Below are 21,355 nucleotides of genomic sequence, written 5' to 3'. Positions count from 1 at the left end.
TTGCCGGCGCGGGTTTGTCCGCTTTATTCTCAATTATCATGATAGACCAATTTGGCAAGGCCGTGTGGACCGGCAACATGAAAGGCCACGGCACCATCAGCACCAAAAGCGGCGTAGTGGAGGCCCCGTATTCGGTCGGCTCACGCTTTGAAGGCCAGAAGGGTACCAACCCCGAGGAGCTGATTGGCGGCGCGCACGCCGGCTGCTACACCATGTTCCTCACCAACGTGCTCACCAAGCACGGCCACACGGTAGAAACCATCACCACGACTTCGACCGTGACGCTGGACCCCTCGCAGGACCCGCCCAAAATCACCAAAATCCACATCAGCACCGAGGGCCAAGTGACCGGCGGCAACATCACACCCGAGGATTTTCAGAAGCACGCCGAGTTTGCCAAGGAAAATTGTCCCTTGTCGCAGGTGCTAAAGGCGGTGCCCGAAATGACGCTGGAAGCCAGGTTGAGTTAAGAGTTAAAAGCTAAGGGTTAAGAGTTGGTAGTTTGGCGCTTAGCTAGTCCATTCACTAACTCTTAACTCTTAACTTTTAACTCTTACCTACTTTTGCCCCATGCCCACTGGTACCACCCGAATTCGCCTACGCCCCGCCAACTCTTCGCGCCTCTCGTTTGGGGTGCAGGTTTCGCTGGCTTTATTTGCCATTGCTTATGCCGTGCTCATGCTGCGCAACTCGCCGGCCAACCAGGATTTTTACTGGCTGAGCTACGTGTTTCTGGCGCTGTGCGTCGTGTATCTGGGGTTTATTCTGGTGCATAACGCGCCGGTGTTTGGCACGCAGAGCTACTTCGAGTTTGCGCCCGGCTACCTGGTGCATAAGGCGGGCTTGTTTCGGGCCAAGCAGGTTTTCGCGGCCGAAAACATGAGTATGCTGGAATTACTACCCCGCCAGTTGCGGGTGCGCCTCAAGGATGGTGACATTCACGTGCTGAATATGCGCGAGGTGAAAGGTACCCGCCGCCTCGCGGTGCTGCGCGCCCTGCTCGAAAAATTTGCGACGCGTTACGGCGTGGCACTGCGCGAAGAGCCGGCCGCAGCCCGCTAGCCCACCGCAAGCGAACTAGCTGAAAATATCGGCCAGGGGAATTTCTACCCCCAATACCTCATCGACTACGGCGCCGCCATTGGTGAAGGAGCGGTAAGTAGTGGGGCCGGTGAATACCGCTAGCGTCCCCACGGCGGGCAACACTATCCAGCACGATTTCACCCCCGCCGCGAGAAAAAGCCGGGCCTTTTCGAGCAGTGAATTGAGGTCCTGTTTGGGCGACAAGATTTCGATGGTAGTTAGGGGGACGTCTTGTACCCACAAAATATCGTGCTGCATATCGGGCGTCAGCTTCGAAAAAATGGCCAGGTCAGGCACCATTTTTTTGCCATTCAGCTCCAGATTCAATTCGGACGTGATGGTATGCGTTTGCCGCAGGCGGCTTCTAAGTTCGCTGCCAATATTTAGTTGAACAATACTGTGATTAAAGCTAGGCATAGGCTTGCCGCGTTCGAGTTCGTAATCGGAGAGGTGGGTCGGCAGCGTTTCCATAAGTACCCGGTTTTTTTCAAAGATAACCGACCCGGCGGCAATTCGTTTCGTAAAGGAAAGCACGGCCGCGACTGGCCGCCACGCCTACTTTTACGGCCTGCTATCAACCCTTTTTACTTCATCCCATGCCCCTTTCCCCCGACGTTCAGCAGCGCATCAACACCTGGCTCACTCCGGCCTACGATGCTGAAACCCAGGCCGCCATCCAACACCTGGTAGATACCAATCAGGACGACCAACTCAACGACGCGTTTTACCGGTCGCTGGAATTTGGCACCGGCGGGCTGCGTGGCATCATGGGGCCGGGCTCGAACCGCATGAACCGCTATACGCTGGGCATGGCCACGCAGGGCCTGTGCAATTATTTGCACCAGAGCTTTCCGAATCAGGAAATCAAGGTGGCCATTGCGCACGACTCGCGCAACAACTCGCGCTTCTTTGCCGAGACGGTAGCCGGCATTTTTTCAGCCAATGGTATTACGGCGTATCTATTTGATTCGCTGCGCCCTACCCCCGAATTGTCTTTCGCCATCCGGCACCTGGGCTGTCAGAGCGGCTGCGTCATTACGGCCTCGCACAACCCCAAGGAGTACAACGGCTACAAGGTGTACTGGAACGATGGCTCGCAGGTAGTTTCGCCGCACGACAAGAATATCATCATTGAGGTAAATAAAATCACCAGCCCCGACGAAGTGAAATTTGCGGCCGACCCCAGCCGCATTCACCTCATCGGGCAGGAGCTGGACGAAGCCTACCTGGCCGAGGTGAAGAAGCTGAGCATCAACCCCGCCGCCATTCAGCAGCAGCACGATTTGGGTATCGTGTACACGCCCATTCATGGCTCGGGCATCAAGCTGGTACCGCCGGCGCTGGCCGCGTTTGGCTTCACCAATGTGAGCGTAGTGCAGGCCCAGGCTGCGCCCGATGGCAACTTTCCCACCGTGCAGTCGCCCAACCCCGAGGAAAAAGCGGCCATGCAGCTGGCCCTCGACCAGGCCAAGGCCCAGAATGCCGACCTCGTGCTGGCCACCGACCCCGACGCCGACCGCGTGGGGGTAGGCGTGAAGAACGAGCACGGCGAATGGGTGCTGCTCAACGGCAACCAAACGGCCGCGCTGCTCACGCACTACATCCTGTCGGCGCGCAAGCACGCGGGCAAAGCCCAGCCCAACGATTTCATTGTGTACACCATCGTCACGAGCGAAATTCTGGGCGATATCGCGCAACGCTACGGCGTGGAATATTACCGCACGCTCACGGGCTTCAAATACATCGCGGGCCTCATTCGCGAACTGGCGGGCAAGGAGAATTATATCTGCGGCGGCGAGGAAAGCTACGGCTTCCTCATCGGCGATTTCGTGCGCGACAAGGATGCCGTTTCGGCCTGCGCCCTCGTGGCCGAGATGGCCGCCGTGGCCAAGGGCCAGGGCCGCACGCTGTACCAGGAAATGCAGCAGATGTACGCCGAGTATGGCCTCTATGTCGAAGACCTCATTTCGCTGACCAAAAAAGGCCAGCGCGGCGCCGAGGAAATCCAGGAAATGATGGTGGAGCTGCGCAAGAACCCGCCCACTATGCTAGCCGGCTCGCCGGTAGTCGAAATCCGTGATTACCAGACCGGCAAGATTCATCACCTCACCGCAAAAACGGAGGCGAGCACCGGGGTAGAAAGCTCCAACGTGCTGCAATTCATCACCGCCGCCGGCGATAAAATTTCGGCTCGCCCCAGCGGCACCGAGCCTAAAATCAAGTTTTATTTCAGTGTGAAGGAGCCTTTGTCTTCCATTGCTGATTATGAGACGACGCACAAAAAGGCGGAGGCCAAGATTAAAAGCATTATTGAGGAAATGCAGTTGAAGTAAATGGCTGACCAACCCAAAACAGCTGGCTCAACTAATTATTATGATGGGGTATTGAGCCGGCCGTTTCTGGCGGAGCAGTACTATAGAGGATTTATAGCAGCTGTAGTCACCACTATCATCTTCTCTTTCTTATTCGCTAATCTATTCGACATTTCACTTTTAGTTGCGGGTCTAATAGCTGGAACATTTAGTTTCCCAATACTAGTCGGGATAATTACCCAACACCAGCGCTTCGAGCTTACGCGAGAACAGTATCAAAGCAGCTTGTGGGTACTGGGACTGCGCTTTGGTGAGTGGCAGCCACTACCACCTATCGACTTTATAAGAATCCGGCATTGGCAGCAACGATATGAACTTCCCCTTACGGATGGCTCAGCCCCTGCTCTCGATTTAACAGCAATTGAGGATAAATGGCAAGTATTGTTACATGCTACCGATTCGCCGGTAGGATTGGTAGCTGCCTATGTCAGCCAAGTAAAGGCCAGGCATATTGCCACCGAAATAGCGAGTCTATTACATGTTGAAATTCACGATTAATTAGCTTAAAACACATACAAAAGGCCAGTCCTATAAATAGTGGCTGGCCTTTTATCATAAAAGCAATTGTTGCCGCACGCCCCCGTTTACGCCCGCTGCATCTGCAGTTGCTTTACCTGCTGCGTGAGGTCAAGCACCATGCTGGCCAAGTGCTCCAGCGACACGCCGCCTATGGGGAAGGCGCTGCTGATGTAGCTCTTGGCTTCCCAGATTTCGAGCACGTCTTCGGCCTTCACGTCGTAGGGCGAGTAGAGCGGGTTGTCTGATTGCAGGGCGAACATGGCGCTCTGCTTCAGCTTATTATAGACGCGCTTGAAGACGATGCCGTCCTTCTGGCTGACCACGATGCAGGGCGTGCCGTCCTTGATGCCGGCCCAGTCATCGACGTAGCGGCCCACGATGGTGGTGCCGCTGGCGAGGGGTAGCATCGAGTCGCCCGCGATTTCGAAGGCGCGGTAGGTGCCGGTGCTGGCCAGCATGGGCAGCCGGAAGCGGGGTAGCTCCTCAATAAACTCGCGGTCGGCGTAGCCATTGAGGTAGCCGGCGGCGGCTTTGAGGGGCACCAGCTCGATGTTTTCGCGGTCGTCGGGACCCACCGTGATGGCCAGAATGCGCAGGGGCTTGTCTTCGGGCAGGGTTTCGGTGAGGGGGCCGGCTTCGCGCAGGGCAGCGGCCGTTTTGGCGTTTTTGCGCTTCGTAAAGTCGGTGGTAGCCAGCGAGTCGAGCGGGATGTTGAAGAGGCGCGCCATGTTGACGAGCGTGGCCAGGCGCGGCTCGGCGCGGCCTTCTTCGTAGGCACCCACCAGGGAGCGCTTGATACCCAGCTTATCAGCTAGTTGGGCTTGCGTCAGGCTGAGCTCGCGGCGCCAGAACTTGAGGTTGGTATTAATCATAACGGGAGGGAGTCAAAGAGGGAAAAAGCCCAACGCGAGGGGCCAGCGACGCACACAATCCGGCAACACAGGCTGCAAGTTACTAATTCCATTAGACTTGCCAACGCTAATTAGGTGGGAATTGTTGAGAAATTGTAAATTTAGCGGGTAAGGCATGCTAAAAGCACCCCGCAAAGTCCTTCTGGCGGCCCTACCCCCCCTTGCCGATGCCAACGACCACAACTAACCACCGGGCGACCGACGTACTACCCCCTCTTACATTTCGTAACTACTATCAATCATGGCAAAGACGGGAGCCGACCTGCTGGTCGAACGATTACTGGACTGGGGCGTTGACACGATTTTCAGCCTGCCGGGCGACGGCATCAATGGTATTTACGAGTCCCTGCGCATCCGTCAGGACCAGATAAAGCTGGTGCTGGTGCGCCACGAAGAATCGGCTGCGTTCATGGCCTGCGCGCACGCCAAGTTCACGGGCAAGCTCGGCGTGTGCCTAGCCACGGGCGGCCCCGGCGGCATTCACCTGCTCAATGGCCTTTACGATGCTAAATATGATGGGCAGCCGGTGCTGGCCATCACGGGCAGCGCGGCGCACGACCTCAGCGGCACCTACTGGCAGCAGGACGTGGACTTGGTGAAATTATTCGAGGACGTGGCCGCCTGCAACGAGCGCGTGATGGGGCCGGAGCACGTGCAAACCATTACGGACCAGGCCATTCGCACGGCGCTGGGGCAGCGCACGGTGGCGCACATTTCCTTCCCCAAGGACCTGCAGGACTGGACGACGAGCGACGACAAAGTATCGGCCCAGAACGTGGTGGGCCACACCAAACCGGTAATGGTGAGCAGCGAAGTGGCCCCGACCCTCGCCCAACTGCAACGCGCCGCCGACGTGATTAACGCGGGCAAAAAAGTGGCGATTCTGGCCGGCCGGGGTGCCCTCGATGCCCGCGCCGAGCTCACGCAACTAGCTGAGCTGCTGGGCGCGCCCGTGGCCAAAGCGCTGCTCGGCAAGGGCGTGCTGCCCGACGACTCGCCCTACACCACCGGCGGCCTGGGGCTGCTGGGCACCGCGCCCTCGCAAGACGCGATGGAGGAGTGCGACACGCTCATCATAGTTGGCTCGCACTTTCCTTACCTCGAATTTTACCCCAAGCCCGGCCAGGCGCGCACGGTGCAGATTGACCTCGACGCCACCCACATTGGCCTGCGCACGCCGGTGGAAGTGGGCTTGCTCGGCGACAGCAAAACGGTGCTACAAAGCCTCCTACCCCTGCTAAAGCGCCAGAACGACCGCGACTTTCTCGAAAAAGCGCAGGACCGCATGAAGTCGTGGCGTGAGCTGCTGGCCGAGCGCGGCACCCAGGAGGCTTCGCCCATGAAGCCCCAGGCCCTACCCCACGTGCTGAGCCCGTTGCTGAACCCCGACGCCATCGTGACCTGCGACTGCGGCAACAATACAACCTGGGCCGCGCGCTACATCCAGATGCAGGACCAGATGCTGTTCTCGACCTCGGGCCTGCTGGCCACGATGGGCGCGGGCCTGCCCTACGCCATCGCGGCGTCGGTGGCCTACCCCGGCCGGCAGGTGGTGGCGCTGGTCGGCGATGGCGGCTTCACGATGCTGATGGGCGAGCTGGCCACGGCCGTGCGCTACAAGCTGCCCATCAAGGTGTTCATTTTCCACAACAACGCGCTGGGCCAGATTAAGTGGGAGCAGATTGTGATGGAAGGCAACCCCGAGTTTGGCGTTGACCTTCAATCCATTGACTTCGCCAAATACGCCGAAGCCTGCGGGGCCACTGGCTTCACCATTCGCGAGATGAAGGATGCCGACCGCGTGGTGCGCGCGGCGCTGGCCCACGACGGCCCGGCCGTTATCGACTGCTACGTGGACCCCAACGAGCCCGCCATGCCCGGCAAGGTGAGCACCGCGCAGGCCATCGAATTTGCCAAAGCCTTGGCCCGCGGCGAGCGCGACACCAGCGAAATCATCAAAAACGTGGTTAAGAATCAGTTTCGCGAAGCCGTGGCGACTAAGGGTCACAGTTTGCTGGATGTGATTCCAGGGCTGTAGCGTTGGATTTTTGGCGTGTAAAAACGGCCGCTCCCGGTGGGGGCGGCCGTTTTGGCGTTGGGCAGGTTGGCTTATTCAGGGGGGGTAGGGATATTTTTCAGCTCCTCTCGCCGCTGGATTTGATAAATTACCGCGCGCCGGCCTGGGCCGTGCCGCCGGGCATCAGGTACTTATTGTACCACTTCAAATACCGCTCGTAGCGGTCCTTGACGTAGCTGGGGGTAGTGACGCCGTGAAACTGGCCGGGGTAAATAACGAGTTCCGTGGGCACGTGCAGGCTTTGCAGGGCCTGGTACATCTGCTCGGTATTGAGCAGAGGCACATTGAAATCTTTTTCGCCGCACACGAAGAGGGTGGGCGTTTTAATCTGGTCGGCGTGGTAGAAGGGGTAGGACACGCGCAGGTACACGTCGGTGTTTTTCCAGGGCGTGCCCAGCTCGGTTTCGTAGTCGCGGATGTACTGGTCGGTACCGTAGCCGGCCAACACGTTGCCGATGCTGGCACCGCTCACGGCCGCCTTGAAGCGCTGGTCGCGGGCAATAACCTGGTCGGTCATGATGCCGCCGTAGCTCCAGCCGCCTACGCCGAGGCGGTCGGGGTCGGCGAGGCCCTGCGCCACGGCGTAGTCCACGGCGGCCAGCACGTCCTGGGTGTCTTTGTTGCCCCAGTCGGCGTAAATGGCTTTGCTGTATTCGAGGCCGCGGCCCGAGCTACCGCGCGGGTTGGCCACCACCACGGCGTAGCCATTGGCCGCAAAGTATTGCCACTCAAACGAAAAGCCGTAGCCAAACTGCGCCACCGGCCCGCCGTGAATGCGCAGAATAGTCGGATACTTATGGCCTGCCTGGTAGCCCACGGGCTTAATGGTGAAGCCGCTCACCAATGTGCCATCCTTGCTTTTGGCCTGCATCGGCTCCACGGCGGCCAGCGTCACGCCTTTCAGCCAGGCGTCGTTTTGCTTGGAAAGCGGTTTTAGCGTGCCCTTCTTATCGAGCGCAAAGACTTCGGTGGGCTGCTGGGGCTGGCTGCTGAGCACGACCATCGTGCCCTTGCTGGCCAGGTCGAAATCGCCTACCTGGCGCGGGCCGGCCAGCACTTTTTCGAGCTTGCCGCCGCTGGCGGACACGCGCATCAGCGACTCGGCGCGGTCGTCTTCGAGCAGAAAATAGACGCTTTTGCCATCAGCGCTCCATTGCGGCTGGGTGGTGTTGCGGTCGAGGCCAGCGGTGAGCGGGCGGGCGGGGCCGCCGGCCACATCCACCACCATTAGCTGGTGCAGGGCGTACACGAGCTGCTCTTTGGGGCCGCCCTGCACGAAGGCAATATGGCGGCCATCGGGGCTCCAGGCGGGGTGGCTGCCGTAGTTTGGGGCGTTTTCGGGCACGTCGGTGGCCAGCAGCGGGCGGGGGGTGGCACCGGCTTTGGCGTCGATGAGGAAGAGGTCGAAGTTGTCGTGGCGGTCGGGGTCAGTGCCGCGCTTGCTGCTGAAAGCCAGCTGCTTGCTATCGGGGCTCCAGGCGGGCAGGTACTCGTCGTAGAGGCCGGGCGTGAGCTTGGTGAGCCGGCGCGCGGCCACGTCAAATAGGTAGAGGTGCTGGCGCTGCGCGTTCAAATAGCCATCCACATCCTTCTTAAACTGGAAGCGGTCGATGACGATGGGCGGCGCGGTTTTCTTCTTCACCTTTTGGGCGGCAGTGAGCGAGTCGGGGTCGGGGTCGCGAATAATCAGCGCAATGCGCTGGCCATCGGGGCTCCACACGTAGTCCGACACGCTGCCCTTGATTCTGGTCACTTTTTCGGCCTCGCCGCCAGCGCGGTTCAGCAGCCAGAGCTGGGCGTCGCCGCCATCTTCCTGGCCCCGGCCCGAAATAAAGCTCAAATACTTGCCATCGGGGCTGAAGCGCGGCTTGCTCTCACCGGCTGGGCTGGTCGTGACGCGGATATTCTGCGAGCCGTCGGTGCGGGCCATCCACACGTCGGCGTCGCGCTTGTCGGTAGCGGTGTCCACGCGGCTCACGGTGTAGGCCACCCACGCGCCATCGGGCGAGAGGTTGGGGTCGGCCACGTCACGCATCCGGTTCAGGTCGGTGAGGTTGAGCGGACGCGGCGCGGTTTGGGCGCGGGCGGCTACTGGCAAGGCCAGCGCGGCGAGCAGGGGCAGGAGTTTTTGCATGAGTGCCTGGCGAGGAGCCCGCCGTAAATGCCGCTGGCTTCTTTGATTTTTATAACAACCCATTTTTTTATAACAACCCATTTTCGCGCAGCAATTCGTCGCGTTCATTGTCAGAAATTGATTCCTGGTCTGACTTATCGTAAATGGTAAGCAGAAAAATTTGCTCGCCAATTATTTTGACGCAGGTAATGGCTCTGGCCCCGCCGCTTTTGCCCTTGCCCTTGGCTTCGATGCGGACGCGCACTTTGTAGCAGTCGCGGCCCAGCGGCTCGCCGGCTTGCGGATTCGCCTTTAGCTCCGCGATAAGCCGGGCAAAATAATCAGGCATACTCGCATAGCGCTTATTAAGCCGCTTGATATTGCGGCTAAATTTATTTGATGCGATTAGTGCGAAGCTCATCTAGCAAGTCGTCAGCGGTTTGTAATTTGATTTTCCCTTGCTGATGCAGCTCCACTTCGTGGAGCGCCTCGCGGAAATCATCAATCCATTCCTGCTGCTCGGGCGTGTACTGCCGGGGCGGGGCCGGGGCGGCGGGCTTGGCTTTGGCAGCGGTTTTTACGGGCAGGTTCAGCTCGCGCAGGAGCTTTTTCACGAAGCTTACGCGGTCGTCGGGCACGGTTACAATCAGGTCCATAGCTTCAAAGTTAGGGGGTAGGGCGTTGGCAACAAGCGGGGTCGCGGGGGAAGTTTCGGCCGTCGCCGCCCGCGCCCTACCCCCACCGGGCCGGGCCGACTGAGCGCCCCGCACCCCTAACTTGCCGCCATGCTTTCTCCCCTCGAATACGACCAGCTCGACGGCCTGGGCATGGCCGACCTCGTGCGCACGGGCCAGCTCACGGCCGCCGAGCTGTGCGCCGCCGCCATCGCCCGCGCCGAAGCCATGAATCCGCGCCTTAACGCCATCATATTCAAGCTGTTTGAGCAAGCGCGGCAGCGCGCGGCGGCCGGGCTGCCGGCCGGGCCGTTCGGGGGCGTGCCGTTTTTGCTGAAGGACTTTGGCGCGGCCTACGCGGGCGCACCGCACACGGGCGGCAGCCGCGCCCTGCGCCACTTCGTGCCCACCGAAGATGCCGAGCTGGTGCGCCGCTGGCAGGCGGCGGGCCTCAATATTATGGGCAAAACCAACGTGCCCGAGTTTGCCCTGATGGGCGTGACCGAGCCCGCGCTCTACGGCCCCTGCCGCAACCCCTGGGACCTGGGCCGCACGCCGGGGGGTAGCAGCGGCGGCGCGGCGGCGGCCGTGGCGGCGGGCATCGTGCCGGTGGCGGGGGCCGGCGATGGCGGCGGCTCCATCCGCATCCCGGCGGCGTGCTGCGGGCTTTTTGGGCTGAAACCCAGCCGGGGGCGCGTGCCCACCGGCCCCGAGCAGGGCGAAAAGTGGCAGGGCGCGGCCGTGGAGCACGTGCTCACCCGCTCGGTGCGCGACAGCGCGGCGGCGCTCGATGCCACGCAGGGACCCGACGTGGGCGTGCCGTATTTCCTACCCCCTCCCGCCCGGCCGTACCTGGCGGAGGTGGGCCGCGAGCCCGGTCGCCTGCGCATCGCCTTCACGCTGGACCACCCGCTGGGCCGGCCCCTGCACCCCGAGTGCGCCACCGCCGTGCGCGACGCGGCCCGGCTGCTCGAAAGCCTAGGCCACGACGTGGCCGAAGTGCCGCTGCCCTTCGATGGCCGGGCCGTGTCGGCGGCGTTTATGATGCTGTATTTTGGCGAAACGGGAGCCAACATCGCGGCGCTGAAATCGGTGCTGGGCCGCGCTGCCCGGCCTTCGGATGTGGAGCCCACGACCTGGCTGCTGGGCCTGCTGGGCCGCACTTACTCGGCCGCCGACTTCGCGGCCGCGCGCCACACCTGGAACGACCACGCCCGCCGCATGGGCCGGTTTCACCAGACCCACGACCTGCTGCTGACGCCCACGCTGGCCACGCCGCCTGTGCGCATCGGCGAATTGCAGCCCAAGCCCTTCGAGCAAAAGCTGCTGAAAGTGGTGAATACGTTTGGCCTGGGCGGCCTCATCCGGCGCTCGGGCCTGGTGGAGAAGCTGGCCGAGCAAAGCCTCGAAAAAACGCCCTACACGCAGGTGGCCAACCTCACGGGCCAGCCGGCCATGTCGGTGCCCCTGCACTGGACCGCCGACGGCCTGCCCTGCGGCGTGCAATTCATCGCCAAAATTGGGGCGGAGGACGTGCTTTTTCGCCTGGCGGGGCAGCTGGAGCGGGCGCAGCCGTGGTTTAATCGCCGGCCGGAGTTGGGAGGGTAGGGAGTTAAAAGTGAAGAGTTGAGGAGAACATTCATGCTCAACTCCCTACCCCCCGTGCATCTTTGCGCTGAATAGCCCCATCCTTTTCCATAGTCTCAGCCCTTTTTTTCTTTGATGAATTCTCTACTTTTTCGCGGGAAGACGACGCTGCGCGCCGTGCTGCTGGCCTTGGCGCTACCCCTGGCCGGCGCGGCCCAAACCGCCCTACCCCCCCCCAGCGCCGCCGAAGCGGCCGGGCCGCTGCTCACGCCCGCGCAGTTTCTGGGCTACCCGCTGGGCAGCCGGTTTACGCCCCAGGCCGACGTGCTGCGCTATGCGGCCCACGTGGTGGCCCACTCACCCGGCCGCATGCGCATCACGCGCTATGGCCAGACGTATGAGCACCGCACGCTTGAAGTAGTAGAGATTGGGAACGCCGAAAACTTTGGTAAATTAGCTGATATTCAGCAGAATGACCGGCGGCTGGCCAGCCTCGAAAGCGGCGCGGCCAGCCGGACGATGCCGGCCGTGTGCTGGCTCAGCTACAACGTGCATGGCAACGAGGCCGTGAGTTGCGAGGCCGTGCTGGCGGTGCTCTATGACCTGGCCAACCCGCAGGACGCGCAGATGCAGGACTGGCTCAAGAATACGGTAATCGTGGTGGACCCCTGCGTGAACCCCGACGGCCACGACCGCTACGTGAACTGGTACAACCGCGTGCGCAACCAGACGCCCAACGCCAGCCCCGACTCGTGGGAGCACCACGAGCCCTGGCCCGGCGGCCGCTACAACCACTATTACTTCGACCTGAACCGCGACTGGGCCTGGCAAACCCAGCAGGAAACCCGCCAGCGCATCGTGCTCTATAACAAGTGGCTGCCGCAGGTGCACGCAGACTTCCACGAGATGGGGCCGAACAACTCGTACTACTTTTCGCCGGCCGCCAAGCCCTACCACGCCGATATCACGCCCTGGCAGCGCAAGTTTCAGGGCATCATCGGCGACTACAACCGGACCGTGTTCGACAAGAATAACTGGCTGTATTTCACCCGCGAAACCTACGATTTATTTGCCCCCACCTACGGCGATACCTGGCCCAGCTTCAACGGGGCCATCGGCATGACCTATGAGCAGGGCGGCGGCGGGCCGGCCGGCGTGGCCTACGCCCGCACCGACGGCGACACGCTGACCCTGGCCCAGCGCATCGCGCACCACCACGCGGCCAGCCGCGCCACCATTCAGGCCACCGCCGAGCGCCACGACGACCTGCTGCGTGAGTTTCAGGCTTACTTCACCAATGCCAAAACCAAGCCCGGCGGCACTTATAAAACCTACGTGCTGGCCTCGGGCAACGACCCCGGCCAGCTGCGCATGCTGACGCAGTACCTGGAGCGCCAGAATATCAGCTACGGCTTCGCGCCCAAACAGCTCAGAACCAAGGGCTACAGCTACGCTAGCGGCCGAACCGAGGACGTGACCGTGCAGCCCCACGACGTGCTCGTGAGCATGTACCAGCCCAAATCGACGCTCGTGAAAGTGCTGTTTGAGCCCAAGCCGCAGCTCGAAGACTCGCTCACTTATGATATTACGTCGTGGGCCTTACCCTACTCGTTTGGGGTGAAGGCCTACGCCCTGACCCAGCGCCTCGACGCCAGCGGCCCTACCCCCTCCCCGGCGGTCGTAAAGGGCAGCGCCGCCGATGGCCAGCCCTACGCCTACCTCGCCCGCTGGAACAATCTTCAGGATGTGCGCTTCCTAAGTAAGTTGCTGCAACAGAAGGTGAAAGTGCGCTTTGCCCAGCAGGCTTTTGAGGCGGAGGGTCAGAAATACGCGCCGGGCACGCTCGTCATCACGCGCACCGGCAACGAGGCGATGGGCGCGAAATTTGACCAGCTCGTGCAGGTGCAGGCCGACTCGATGGGCACGGTGGTAACGGCCGTGAAGTCGGGCTTCTCGACCACCGGGCACGATTTGGGTTCGGGCTCGGTGCACTTCGTGAAGATGCCAACTGTGGCCGTGGTGGCCGGGCCGGGCATCGACGCCACGGCCTTTGGCGAGGTGTGGCACTTCTTCGAGCAGCAGCTCGGCTACCCGATTACGGTGCTCGGCACCGATTATTTGAGTCGGGTAAATATGAGTAAAATCGACGTGCTCATCCTGCCCGATGGCGACTATTCTGATATTTATTCGGACCGCGCCCTCGACGGCCTCAAAGCCTGGGTGCGCGGCGGCGGCAAGCTCATCGCGATGGAAGGCGGCGCCAAATTCCTGGCCAATAAGCGCGACTTTCTGCTCAAAACCAAGACCGCCGACTCGGTGGCGCTCAAAAAAACGGCCCAGGCCAACCCCTACCTGCCGCTGCGCAGCTACGGCGCCGCCGACCGCGAAAATGCGGAGAATCAGGCCCAGGGCACCATCTACCGCGTGCAGCTCGACAACACGCACCCGCTGGCCTTCGGCTACGGCGACACGTACTCGGCACTCATTCGCACGCCGCTCAGCTACAAGTTCTTAGGCAAGGGCGGCTGGAACGTGGGCGTTATCAAAAAGAACGGCTACTCCGCCGGCTTCGCGGGCAGCAAGGCCCGCAAGGAGCTGGTCGATACGTTCGTGCTGGGCGAGCAGGATTTGGGGCGCGGCCAGGTCGTGTACCTCGCCGACAACCCGCTGTTTCGCGCTTTCTGGCAGAGCGGCAAGCTGCTGTTTAGCAACGCCGTGTTTTTGGTGGGGCAATAAGTCCGGTTGGCTTTTTCCTAAACAGACCCCCCGCGTAAGACGTAAGCTGCTACTCAATCTTTTGCACCCGCGCGCGGCCTAGCATTTGCCCGGCGGCCTCCAGGGTCAGGAGGTAGCTACCGGCGGCGTAGGCCCGCAGGTCGAGCGCCTGCGTGTTGTGGCCGGTGCGGGCAGCCAGCTGCCCGGTGCCCACCACCTGGCCGAGGCTGTTGAGCAGCGTCCAGCGGGCGAGGCTGGCGGTGCCGGCGTCCCATTCGAGGGTGGCCCGGCTGGCCGTGGGGTTGGGATACAGGCTGATGCTGGCCCGCGCGCGGCCCGCCCGCGCGGCCAGCGGCGGCGGCGAGTTATACACGGCCAGCTCGTAGATGGAAAAGCCGCCGCCGTTTTGCCCGCCTTGCTGGCCTAGCATGCGCACGTAGCGTCCGGTAGCGGCTACCCCCACCTCGTTGTAGTACGCCTGGTTGTTGGTATAAGTGGCCCGCGTGGTCCAGGTAGTGCTGTCGGTGGATGTTTGCAGTTGAAAGGCCACGCCGTAGGCGGATTCCCAATTAAGGAAGAGAGTGGTGAAAGGCACCGCTTGGCCTAAGTCCACTACAAATGACTGGTAAGTTGTTTTCAGAGTAGACCAGCGGGTTTGCGAGTTGCCATCGACCGCGAAAGCCGGCTGGAACAGGTAGCCTGAGCCACTCAAGTCAGCATCGGTGGCTCGCACGGGCTTACCAAGGGCCAGGTTGGGGGTTGTATTAGTGAAACCAAATACTTCCAGCTCATCAACAGCAAAGCCATTGCCATTGGCTTGGGTGAGGCAGTGGAGGCGCACGTAGCGCCCACGCGCGCCCAGCTGCCCATACTCGTTTACTACCAGGTTGTCGCGTTTGTCGGGCACGTTAGCGGTAATATTTTTAACAACCGCGTAGGTGATGCCGTCGCTGGATACCTCCAGGTTGAAATCACGGGCGTAGTCAACCTCCCAGCTGAGGCGGATGCGGTCGATAGTCTGCACCGAACCCAGGTCTACGGTCAGCGACTGGTCATCGGTTGCCGTGCTCACCCAGTGGGTGCGGTAGTTCCCATCCGTCGCATAGCCAGCCGCATAGTGCGACTGGTCATTGTTGACCACGGATGTAGCGATGGCTGATTTCCCGAAGGCCAGATTCAAGTTTTGGGCCAGCAGTTTACCGGTGGTGAGCAGCCAAAAGGCTGGCACCCAAGCTGCGCAGGTGAGTAGCGACGATTTCATGTAAAATTTACAACGAGGTTTCAGAAAACTGCTGAATTATTTCGTGACTTTTCTTGTAATCAGCCTATTACTCCATCTCTCAGCGGCAAGTTACCTCGCGCGCGCATAATTGCGGTTTTACTAATCGTCCTATCCGTTAAAAATAATTGAAAAGCGAAAAGATTTTTCTATTTTTTTCTGACTGTCAAGTACTTATACTTAACTAGCGAATGAGTCGCACTTTATTTATTATTCAGTTACCCAGCTTATCAGGTCAATAATCTACTTGGAAAAATTTGCTTGGCAGCAGGTAATCTAGGCACTGCCACGGCTGGGCCATTGGGTTGAGCTTCTGGCAGCAGTAACATTCCGTGTAAACAGCTTTTAAAGGCAAACTTATTGCCAAAAGCCAACAAGTAATCCCACTGTTTTGGCCTCATCAACCAGGCTCTACCAGCTACTACCGATACTTTTTGCGCGTTAAAAAGCCCCCGCTGGCTTCCCAACCGGGGCTTAGAAAAGCAGCACCAGCCAGCCCGCGCGGTACGTAGAACCTGCCGAATACTGGCACTACTAGTCGGCGGCTGCCAACAGTTCGGCGCGCACGGCCCTGGGTAGCGCGGCCACCACGAGCTGGTAAGAATGGGTAATCCACTCGCGCAGCTGCGCATCGGTAGCGCCGGTGCCCACGAGCACCGTGTTCCAGTGCTTTTTATTCATGTGAAAGCCGGGCAGCACGTAGTCGTAGCGCTCGCGCAAGTCGGCGGCGCGCTCGGGGTCGCACTTCACATTGAAGCTGGCGAAGGTTTGTAAGTCGGTGAGGGCGAATATTTTACCCCCTACTTTAAACACCAGCGTATCGGGGCCGAAGGGCATTTCCTCGGTCGTGCCGGGCAGGCTCAGGCAGAAGTCGCGGTACTCCTCAATATTCATTTCCCTACCCCCCCCGCTTAGCGGATGAACCAGCGGTAGAGTAGCACGCACAGGCCCACCAGAAACATAGCCATGCTCAGCTTATTGATGAAGTGCATGGTGCGCAGGCTGAAGTTGGATTTGCGATTCGGGTCATTCTTGCGGAAGAAATAGCCGAGGGCAGGACCGAAGTCGAAGAGGTTTTTGCCGTTCATATCGGAGCGATGTTGGGTATGGCAAAATAACACGCGCCGCGCCGGAAAGATTGTCGAAATGCCCGATTTATTCCCCGTATTTGCCTGGTTTGGTGGGCTGGTCGCCGGCCCAGGCAGCTTGTGCCAGCCGCCCGACCTGCCGGGCGGGCGGTAACTTGCCCGTTCGCTTTTCCTGCCCTACCCCCCCTGCTGATGCTGAAACGCTGGTCTGCCAACCTCACCGTGCAAGTGCTCATCGCCATTGCGTTGGGCGTGGCCGTGGGGGCGTTTTTTCCCACGGTTGGGGCGGCCCTCAAGCCCGTGGCCGATACCTTTATCAACCTGATAAAGATGCTGATAGCGCCCATCATTTTCCTGACAGTGGTGCTGGGTATCGCGGGCATGGGCAGCCTGCGGCAGGTGGGCCGGGTGGGCGGCAAGGCGCTGCTATACTTTGAGGTGGTGACCACGCTGGCCCTGGCCATTGGGGTAGGGATGGCCAACCTGACCCAGCCGGGCACGGGCGTGCGGGCCACCGCGCAGGTCGTGCTGCACGATGCCCGCCAAACCGCCGAAGCCGCCAAATTCACGGCCCAGGCCGGCGATATGAGCTGGGTGGAGTTTTTCACCCACATCGTGCCCGACAATGTGGTGGGCGCGTTTGCCAAGGGCGACATCCTGCAGGTGCTGCTCTTTTCGGTGCTGTTTGGCTTGGCGCTCAATCGGTTGGGAAGTGCAGGCGCGCCGCTGACGCGCACGTTTGAGCGACTCTCGGAAGTCATGTTCGGGGTGTTGGCGCTGGTGATGCGGCTGGCACCGTTGGGCGCGTTTGGGGGCATGGCCTTCACCATTGGCAAGTACGGTATTGCTACCCTGCTGCCGCTGGGCAAGCTGATGCTGGTGGTGTACGGCACCATGTTTTTGTTCATTTTTGGAGTTTTAAACCTCATTTTGCGCTATTACGGGTTGCGACTGGGACCGTATTTGAGCTTTATCAAGGAAGAAATTTTGCTGGTGCTCGGCACCTCGTCGTCCGAGTCGGCGCTGCCGCGCATGATTGATAAAATGGAGCGCTACGGCTGCTCGCGCTCAGTGGCGGGGCTGGTCATTCCGACCGGCTATTCTTTCAACCTAGATGGCACGAGCATCTACCTTTCCATCGCGGTTATCTTTCTGGCCCAGGCCTTTAACATTCGCCTACCCCTCGCTCAGCAACTCACGCTGATTGCCATTCTGGTGGTCACGAGCAAGGGCGCGGCGGGCGTCACGGGCTCGGGCTTTATCGTGCTGGCTTCGACGCTGGCGGCCACTAAAACCATCCCGGTCGAGAGCGTGGCGCTGCTGCTGGGCGTGGACCGCTTTATGAGTGAGGCGCGGGCCATCACCAACGTTATCGGCAACGGCATTGCCACGCTGGTCATCGCCAAGAGCGAGGGGGAGTTTGACGAGGCCCGGCACCAGCTGGCCCTGCGCGGCCACCCGGTGGCGGAGCCCTACTCGGTTGTGCCGGCCCCTGCCTATCGGGAGGACCATACCGATTAGCTGGTCCCGTTTACGGCTCAGGTAGTCGCGACGGGGTAAGCATTTTTTAAACAGTTCAGCCAATTACGGGTTTTCCGCATTAAAACCGACATTAAAAAGGCGTTAAAGTTTGATGCTGGCGTGTATGCGAAACCTTGATTTCCTGCCGGGCTGCTCCTGCTGCCGGGCCGCGGCTGCCGGAATAGGGCTGTTAGCCATGACGTTGAGCGCGGCGGCGCAGTCGAACCCGGCGGCTCCGGCGGCCACGCGGCCTGGTGCGGCCGGCAGCGGCCAGCCGGGCGGCATTGGCGGGCCGCCCGTGGGCCAGCAACAGCAGCAAGAGTTGCAGCAGCGGCAGCAGCAAATGCAGCAAACCGCCCAAGAGCAGCAAATGCAGCGCCCCCCGGCCGGGCCGCCCAGCCCGGCATCTGGCGGAGCCGGGCAACCAGCCCCCGCTGGCCAGGGCGCCCCCAGCCCCGGCGGCACCGGCACCCTGGGCGAGCCCAGCGGCACCACTACCCCCCCGGCGCAGGTGGGCAGTGCCCCCCGCAGCGGCAACCTGATGGGAACGCCCACCGGCGCGGCCCGCACGCTGGCCGTGGCCCCGGCCACCCTCAGCCTTTCCGAAGCCATGACCATTGGCCTGGAAAACAACCTGACTACCCTACTGGCCACCGAGCGCGCTACCGAGGCGCGGGCGTTGCGCCAGCAGGTGCGCTCATTTTTATTACCTAACATCACCGGCACGGCCTACCAGCAAAACCGCACCCTCAACCTGGTGGCGCAGGGCCTGGCCCCCAGCGGCGGCCCGGACATGATGGGTGGCGGTATGGGTGGCGGCCCAGCGGCGGCACCGCTCATTCCGTCGTTTGTGGGGCCTTTTAATACGTTTGATGCCCGGCTGAACTTTTCGCAGGCGCTGCTCAATATCGTGGCCCTGCGCCAGTATAAAAGCAGCGCGGCGGCCGTGCGGGTAGCCGACCTCACCGCCGAGCTGGCCCGCGAGCAAGTGGCCACCTTCGTGGCCCTGGCCTACCTCAACGCCCAGCGCGGCAGCCTCGACGTGCGGGCGGCCCGCGCCGACCTGGCCCTGGCCGAGGCCCTGCGCCAGCTGGCGCAAAAGCAGCGCGACGCGGGCATCGCCAACGGCATCGACGTGGTGCGGGCCGAGGTGCGCGCGTCGCAGCAGCGCCTGCGCCTGGCCCAGGCCGAGGCCAGTGCCACCCAGGACCGCCTCGACCTGGCGCGCGCCGTGGGCCTGCCCCAGGGCAACACCACGGTGCTCACCGACACGCTGGCGGCCCGCGCCGAAGCGGTGCCCACCGTGGAGCAGGCCCTGGCACCGGCCCAGGCCGCCCGGCTGGATGCGCGCATCGCGGAGCAAACCATCGCCCAGAAAGAGCTGGACCGCCGCGCCCGCGCCGCCGCCCGCTACCCCGTCATCAGCGCGGCCGGCGACTACGGGCAGTCGGCCGTGACGCCTTTCAAGAGCGACCGCGCCACGCGCACCTACGGCGTGATTCTGAGCGTGCCCGTGTTTGATGGCGGCTACATCGGCGGCCGGGTGAAGGCCGCCCTGAGCGAGCAGCGCCAGGCCGAACTGGAGCTGGGCAACACCCGCGGCCAGGTGGAACAGGATGTGCGCCAAGCTCTGATTGGCTGGAACCTGGCCGCCGCTCAGGTGCGGGCCGCCGACGAGCAACTGACCCTGGCCGACCGCGAGCTGGCCCTGGCTACCCAGCGCTTCCGGGCCGGCGTGGCCGACAACCTCGAAGTGCTGCAAGCGCAGGCAGCGCTGGCCAACGCCCGCGCTTTGCGCGTGCAGGCGCTGGCGCAGTACGGCGCGGCGCGGCTCAATTTTGCCGCGGCTACGGGCACGGCGCAGTCTTTTCGCTTATAAATTTCAAGTTGCTGGTTGCTTATTCAGTAGAAAATAGAACGTCGGAAAACAGCACGTCATTTCGAGCTTGCCGAGAAATCTCGCTCGTGGTCGTTTGGGTGTCGTTCTGCTATGCGAGCGAGATTTCTCGGCAAGCTCGAAATGACGTGCTGTTTTCCACTGAATAAGCAACTAGCCACCAAAAACCAAAAAACTACTATATAAATGGCCGATAATCTTACGTCTCCCGCCCGGCGGCAAGTCGCCGACCCTTCGGACGCGCCCGACCAGCGCGTGGGCCACAACCCGCGCCGCGTGCAGCCGCAGGCCAAGGATGCGCCCGCCGACACCGCCGACAAGCCCGTTTACCGGCGCGCCTGGTTTCTCCTGCTGGCGGCGGTGGGGCTGGTGCTGCTGGTGATTTGGGGCGTGCACTATTATCGGTATGCCAGCGACCACGAAACCACCGACGATGCCTTCGTGGAGGGCAATGCCGTGCGGGTGAGCCCGCGCGCGGCTGGTCAGGTATTGAAGGTGTACGTGCGTGATAATCAGTTGGTAAAGAAGGGTACGCTGCTGCTGGAGATAGACCCGCGCGACTACCAGGCCCAGCAGGCCCAGGCCCAGGCCCAGGTGACCAGCGCCCGCGCCCAGCGCACCACCGCCCAGCGGGCCATTGCTTCGCGGCGCAGCGTTATTGCCCAGCAGCAGGCCCAGCTGGCCGCCGCCGAAGCCAGCGTGGCCCAGGCTCAGGCCCAGGCGCGCGCCGCCCAGGCCCAGGCCGCTAACGATGCCCGCGATGAGCAGCGCTACGCCGAGCTGTATAAAACCGATGCCGTGTCGCGCCAGCGCTACGACCAGGCCCTGACCACCGCCCGCGCCAGCGCCGACCAGGCCGCCGCCGCCGACCAGCGCACTCAGGCCGCCCGCGCCCAGGCCGGCCAGGCCGCCGCCGTAGTGACCCAGGCCCGCAACGACTACCGGCAGTCCACGGAGCAAATCAGCGTGGCCGATGCCCAGATTGCGCAGGCCCAGGCCGCCGCCGACCAGGCTCGGCTCCAGCTCTCTTATACCAAGCTCTACGCCACCGAAACCGGGCGCGTGACGGGCAAGGCCGTGGACGAGGGCCAGACCGTGGCCGTGGGCCAGCAGCTGCTGCTCATCACCTATGGCCAGCTCTGGGTGACGGCGAATTTCAAGGAAACGCAGCTGACCCACATGCGGGTGGGCCAGCCGGTGCTGCTTGAGGTCGATACCTATCCGGGCAAGCAGTTTCGGGGGTTGGTCGAGAGCTTCCAGCGCGGCACCGGGGCGCGTTTCAGCCTGCTGCCGGCCGAAAATGCCACCGGCAACTACGTGAAGGTGGTGCAGCGCATTCCGGTCAAAATAGTGTTCGATGGCCAGCCCGACCTGCACCTGCTGGCCCCCGGCATGTCGGTGACGCCCGAGGTAGATATCACCGTCAAGCCTACTCAACAAGCCGCCGACACCAGCCACGTGGAGGCCAGCCCCCAGGTGGTGGACCACGCTGCCCGCCGTCGGGTGGGTCCCAAGTAAC

The 21,355-nt window shown here is 61.8% G+C and carries 16 protein-coding genes; 9 read left to right on the top strand and 7 right to left on the bottom strand.

Annotated elements, in window-relative coordinates:
* Positions 1 to 38 precede the first annotated feature (38 nt).
* The gene (locus tag A0257_00920) at positions 39 to 470 is read left to right on the top strand and encodes a hypothetical protein (GenBank protein ID AMR25792.1); all 432 of its coding nucleotides are present in this window, start codon (positions 39 to 41) and stop codon (positions 468 to 470) included.
* 100 nt (positions 471 to 570) lie between these two features.
* Complete coding sequence (locus tag A0257_00915; protein AMR25791.1) at positions 571 to 1,062, top strand: hypothetical protein; 492 nt, start codon at positions 571 to 573, stop codon at positions 1,060 to 1,062.
* Positions 1,063 to 1,077: 15 nt separating this feature from the next.
* On the opposite strand, the gene A0257_00910 is transcribed toward A0257_00915, so the two are convergent.
* Positions 1,078 to 1,554 (bottom strand): hypothetical protein, encoded by a 477-nt coding sequence (locus A0257_00910; GenBank protein ID AMR25790.1) that lies wholly within the window; start codon positions 1,552 to 1,554, stop codon positions 1,078 to 1,080.
* A gap of 125 nt (positions 1,555 to 1,679) precedes the next feature.
* Between A0257_00910 and A0257_00905 the strand changes: the two genes are divergently transcribed.
* Positions 1,680 to 3,416, top strand: a complete 1,737-nt coding sequence (locus A0257_00905) for a phosphoglucomutase (protein AMR25789.1) — start codon at positions 1,680 to 1,682, stop codon at positions 3,414 to 3,416.
* A 623-nt stretch (positions 3,417 to 4,039) separates the two neighbouring features.
* Here A0257_00905 and A0257_00900 read toward each other — a convergent pair.
* On the bottom strand, positions 4,040 to 4,846 hold the full coding sequence (locus tag A0257_00900) for a transcriptional regulator (protein ID AMR25788.1): 807 nt from the start codon (positions 4,844 to 4,846) through the stop codon (positions 4,040 to 4,042).
* Positions 4,847 to 5,126: 280 nt separating this feature from the next.
* On the opposite strand from A0257_00900, the gene A0257_00895 reads away from it, so the two are divergent.
* Entirely contained in the window at positions 5,127 to 6,923 is a 1,797-nt protein-coding gene (locus tag A0257_00895) for a pyruvate oxidase (protein AMR25787.1), read from the top strand.
* A gap of 127 nt (positions 6,924 to 7,050) precedes the next feature.
* On the opposite strand, the gene A0257_00890 is transcribed toward A0257_00895, so the two are convergent.
* The 3 genes from A0257_00890 to A0257_00880 form a co-directional block, all read right to left on the bottom strand.
* Positions 7,051 to 9,096 (bottom strand): hypothetical protein, encoded by a 2,046-nt coding sequence (locus A0257_00890; protein AMR25786.1) that lies wholly within the window; start codon positions 9,094 to 9,096, stop codon positions 7,051 to 7,053.
* 67 nt (positions 9,097 to 9,163) lie between these two features.
* Complete coding sequence (locus A0257_00885) at positions 9,164 to 9,496, bottom strand: hypothetical protein (protein ID AMR25785.1); 333 nt, start codon at positions 9,494 to 9,496, stop codon at positions 9,164 to 9,166.
* Positions 9,468 to 9,731, bottom strand: a complete 264-nt coding sequence (locus tag A0257_00880) for a hypothetical protein (GenBank protein ID AMR25784.1) — start codon at positions 9,729 to 9,731, stop codon at positions 9,468 to 9,470. The genes A0257_00885 and A0257_00880 overlap by 29 nt, the downstream gene beginning before the upstream one ends.
* Positions 9,732 to 9,860: 129 nt before the next feature.
* On the opposite strand from A0257_00880, the gene A0257_00875 reads away from it, so the two are divergent.
* A complete protein-coding gene (locus tag A0257_00875) occupies positions 9,861 to 11,357 on the top strand; it encodes an amidase (GenBank protein ID AMR25783.1) in 1,497 nt (498 codons plus the stop codon).
* A 114-nt stretch (positions 11,358 to 11,471) separates the two neighbouring features.
* Positions 11,472 to 14,072 (top strand): zinc carboxypeptidase, encoded by a 2,601-nt coding sequence (locus A0257_00870; protein ID AMR25782.1) that lies wholly within the window; start codon positions 11,472 to 11,474, stop codon positions 14,070 to 14,072.
* A gap of 49 nt (positions 14,073 to 14,121) precedes the next feature.
* Here the strand turns inward: A0257_00870 and A0257_00865 are convergent, their stop codons facing one another.
* The gene (locus A0257_00865; GenBank protein AMR25781.1) at positions 14,122 to 15,312 is read right to left on the bottom strand and encodes a hypothetical protein; all 1,191 of its coding nucleotides are present in this window, start codon (positions 15,310 to 15,312) and stop codon (positions 14,122 to 14,124) included.
* 552 nt (positions 15,313 to 15,864) lie between these two features.
* The gene (locus tag A0257_00860) at positions 15,865 to 16,224 is read right to left on the bottom strand and encodes an MmcQ-like protein (protein AMR25780.1); all 360 of its coding nucleotides are present in this window, start codon (positions 16,222 to 16,224) and stop codon (positions 15,865 to 15,867) included.
* Positions 16,225 to 16,610: 386 nt separating this feature from the next.
* Here A0257_00860 and A0257_00855 point away from each other — a divergent pair, with 386 nt between their 5' ends.
* The 3 genes from A0257_00855 to A0257_00845 all read left to right on the top strand — a co-directional run bounded on the left by A0257_00855 (position 16,611) and on the right by A0257_00845 (position 21,354).
* Positions 16,611 to 17,939 (top strand): transporter, encoded by a 1,329-nt coding sequence (locus A0257_00855; protein ID AMR25779.1) that lies wholly within the window; start codon positions 16,611 to 16,613, stop codon positions 17,937 to 17,939.
* A gap of 196 nt (positions 17,940 to 18,135) precedes the next feature.
* On the top strand, positions 18,136 to 19,818 hold the full coding sequence (locus A0257_00850; protein AMR25778.1) for a hypothetical protein: 1,683 nt from the start codon (positions 18,136 to 18,138) through the stop codon (positions 19,816 to 19,818).
* A 204-nt stretch (positions 19,819 to 20,022) separates the two neighbouring features.
* Positions 20,023 to 21,354, top strand: coding sequence for a hypothetical protein (locus A0257_00845; protein ID AMR25777.1), 1,332 nt, complete (start codon positions 20,023 to 20,025; stop codon positions 21,352 to 21,354).
* Position 21,355 lies beyond the last annotated feature (1 nt).

The sequence above is a fragment of the Hymenobacter psoromatis genome, from assembly GCA_001596155.1.
Lineage (GTDB): Bacteria > Bacteroidota > Bacteroidia > Cytophagales > Hymenobacteraceae > Hymenobacter.
The sequence above is the reverse complement of the archived record's forward strand: the minus strand, read 5'-3'. Positions and strand labels throughout refer to the sequence as shown.

Coding starts and splice junctions, on each gene's coding strand:
- A0257_00920 (AMR25792.1), top strand. CDS start 39: ATGATAGACCAATTTGGCAAGGCCGTGTGGACCGGCAACATGAAAGGC.
- A0257_00915 (AMR25791.1), top strand. CDS start 571: ATGCCCACTGGTACCACCCGAATTCGCCTACGCCCCGCCAACTCTTCG.
- A0257_00910 (AMR25790.1), bottom strand. CDS start 1,554: ATGGAAACGCTGCCGACCCACCTCTCCGATTACGAACTCGAACGCGGC.
- A0257_00905 (AMR25789.1), top strand. CDS start 1,680: ATGCCCCTTTCCCCCGACGTTCAGCAGCGCATCAACACCTGGCTCACT.
- A0257_00900 (AMR25788.1), bottom strand. CDS start 4,846: ATGATTAATACCAACCTCAAGTTCTGGCGCCGCGAGCTCAGCCTGACG.
- A0257_00895 (AMR25787.1), top strand. CDS start 5,127: ATGGCAAAGACGGGAGCCGACCTGCTGGTCGAACGATTACTGGACTGG.
- A0257_00890 (AMR25786.1), bottom strand. CDS start 9,096: ATGCAAAAACTCCTGCCCCTGCTCGCCGCGCTGGCCTTGCCAGTAGCC.
- A0257_00885 (AMR25785.1), bottom strand. CDS start 9,496: ATGAGCTTCGCACTAATCGCATCAAATAAATTTAGCCGCAATATCAAG.
- A0257_00880 (AMR25784.1), bottom strand. CDS start 9,731: ATGGACCTGATTGTAACCGTGCCCGACGACCGCGTAAGCTTCGTGAAA.
- A0257_00875 (AMR25783.1), top strand. CDS start 9,861: ATGCTTTCTCCCCTCGAATACGACCAGCTCGACGGCCTGGGCATGGCC.
- A0257_00870 (AMR25782.1), top strand. CDS start 11,472: ATGAATTCTCTACTTTTTCGCGGGAAGACGACGCTGCGCGCCGTGCTG.
- A0257_00865 (AMR25781.1), bottom strand. CDS start 15,312: ATGAAATCGTCGCTACTCACCTGCGCAGCTTGGGTGCCAGCCTTTTGG.
- A0257_00860 (AMR25780.1), bottom strand. CDS start 16,224: ATGAATATTGAGGAGTACCGCGACTTCTGCCTGAGCCTGCCCGGCACG.
- A0257_00855 (AMR25779.1), top strand. CDS start 16,611: ATGCTGAAACGCTGGTCTGCCAACCTCACCGTGCAAGTGCTCATCGCC.
- A0257_00850 (AMR25778.1), top strand. CDS start 18,136: ATGACGTTGAGCGCGGCGGCGCAGTCGAACCCGGCGGCTCCGGCGGCC.
- A0257_00845 (AMR25777.1), top strand. CDS start 20,023: ATGGCCGATAATCTTACGTCTCCCGCCCGGCGGCAAGTCGCCGACCCT.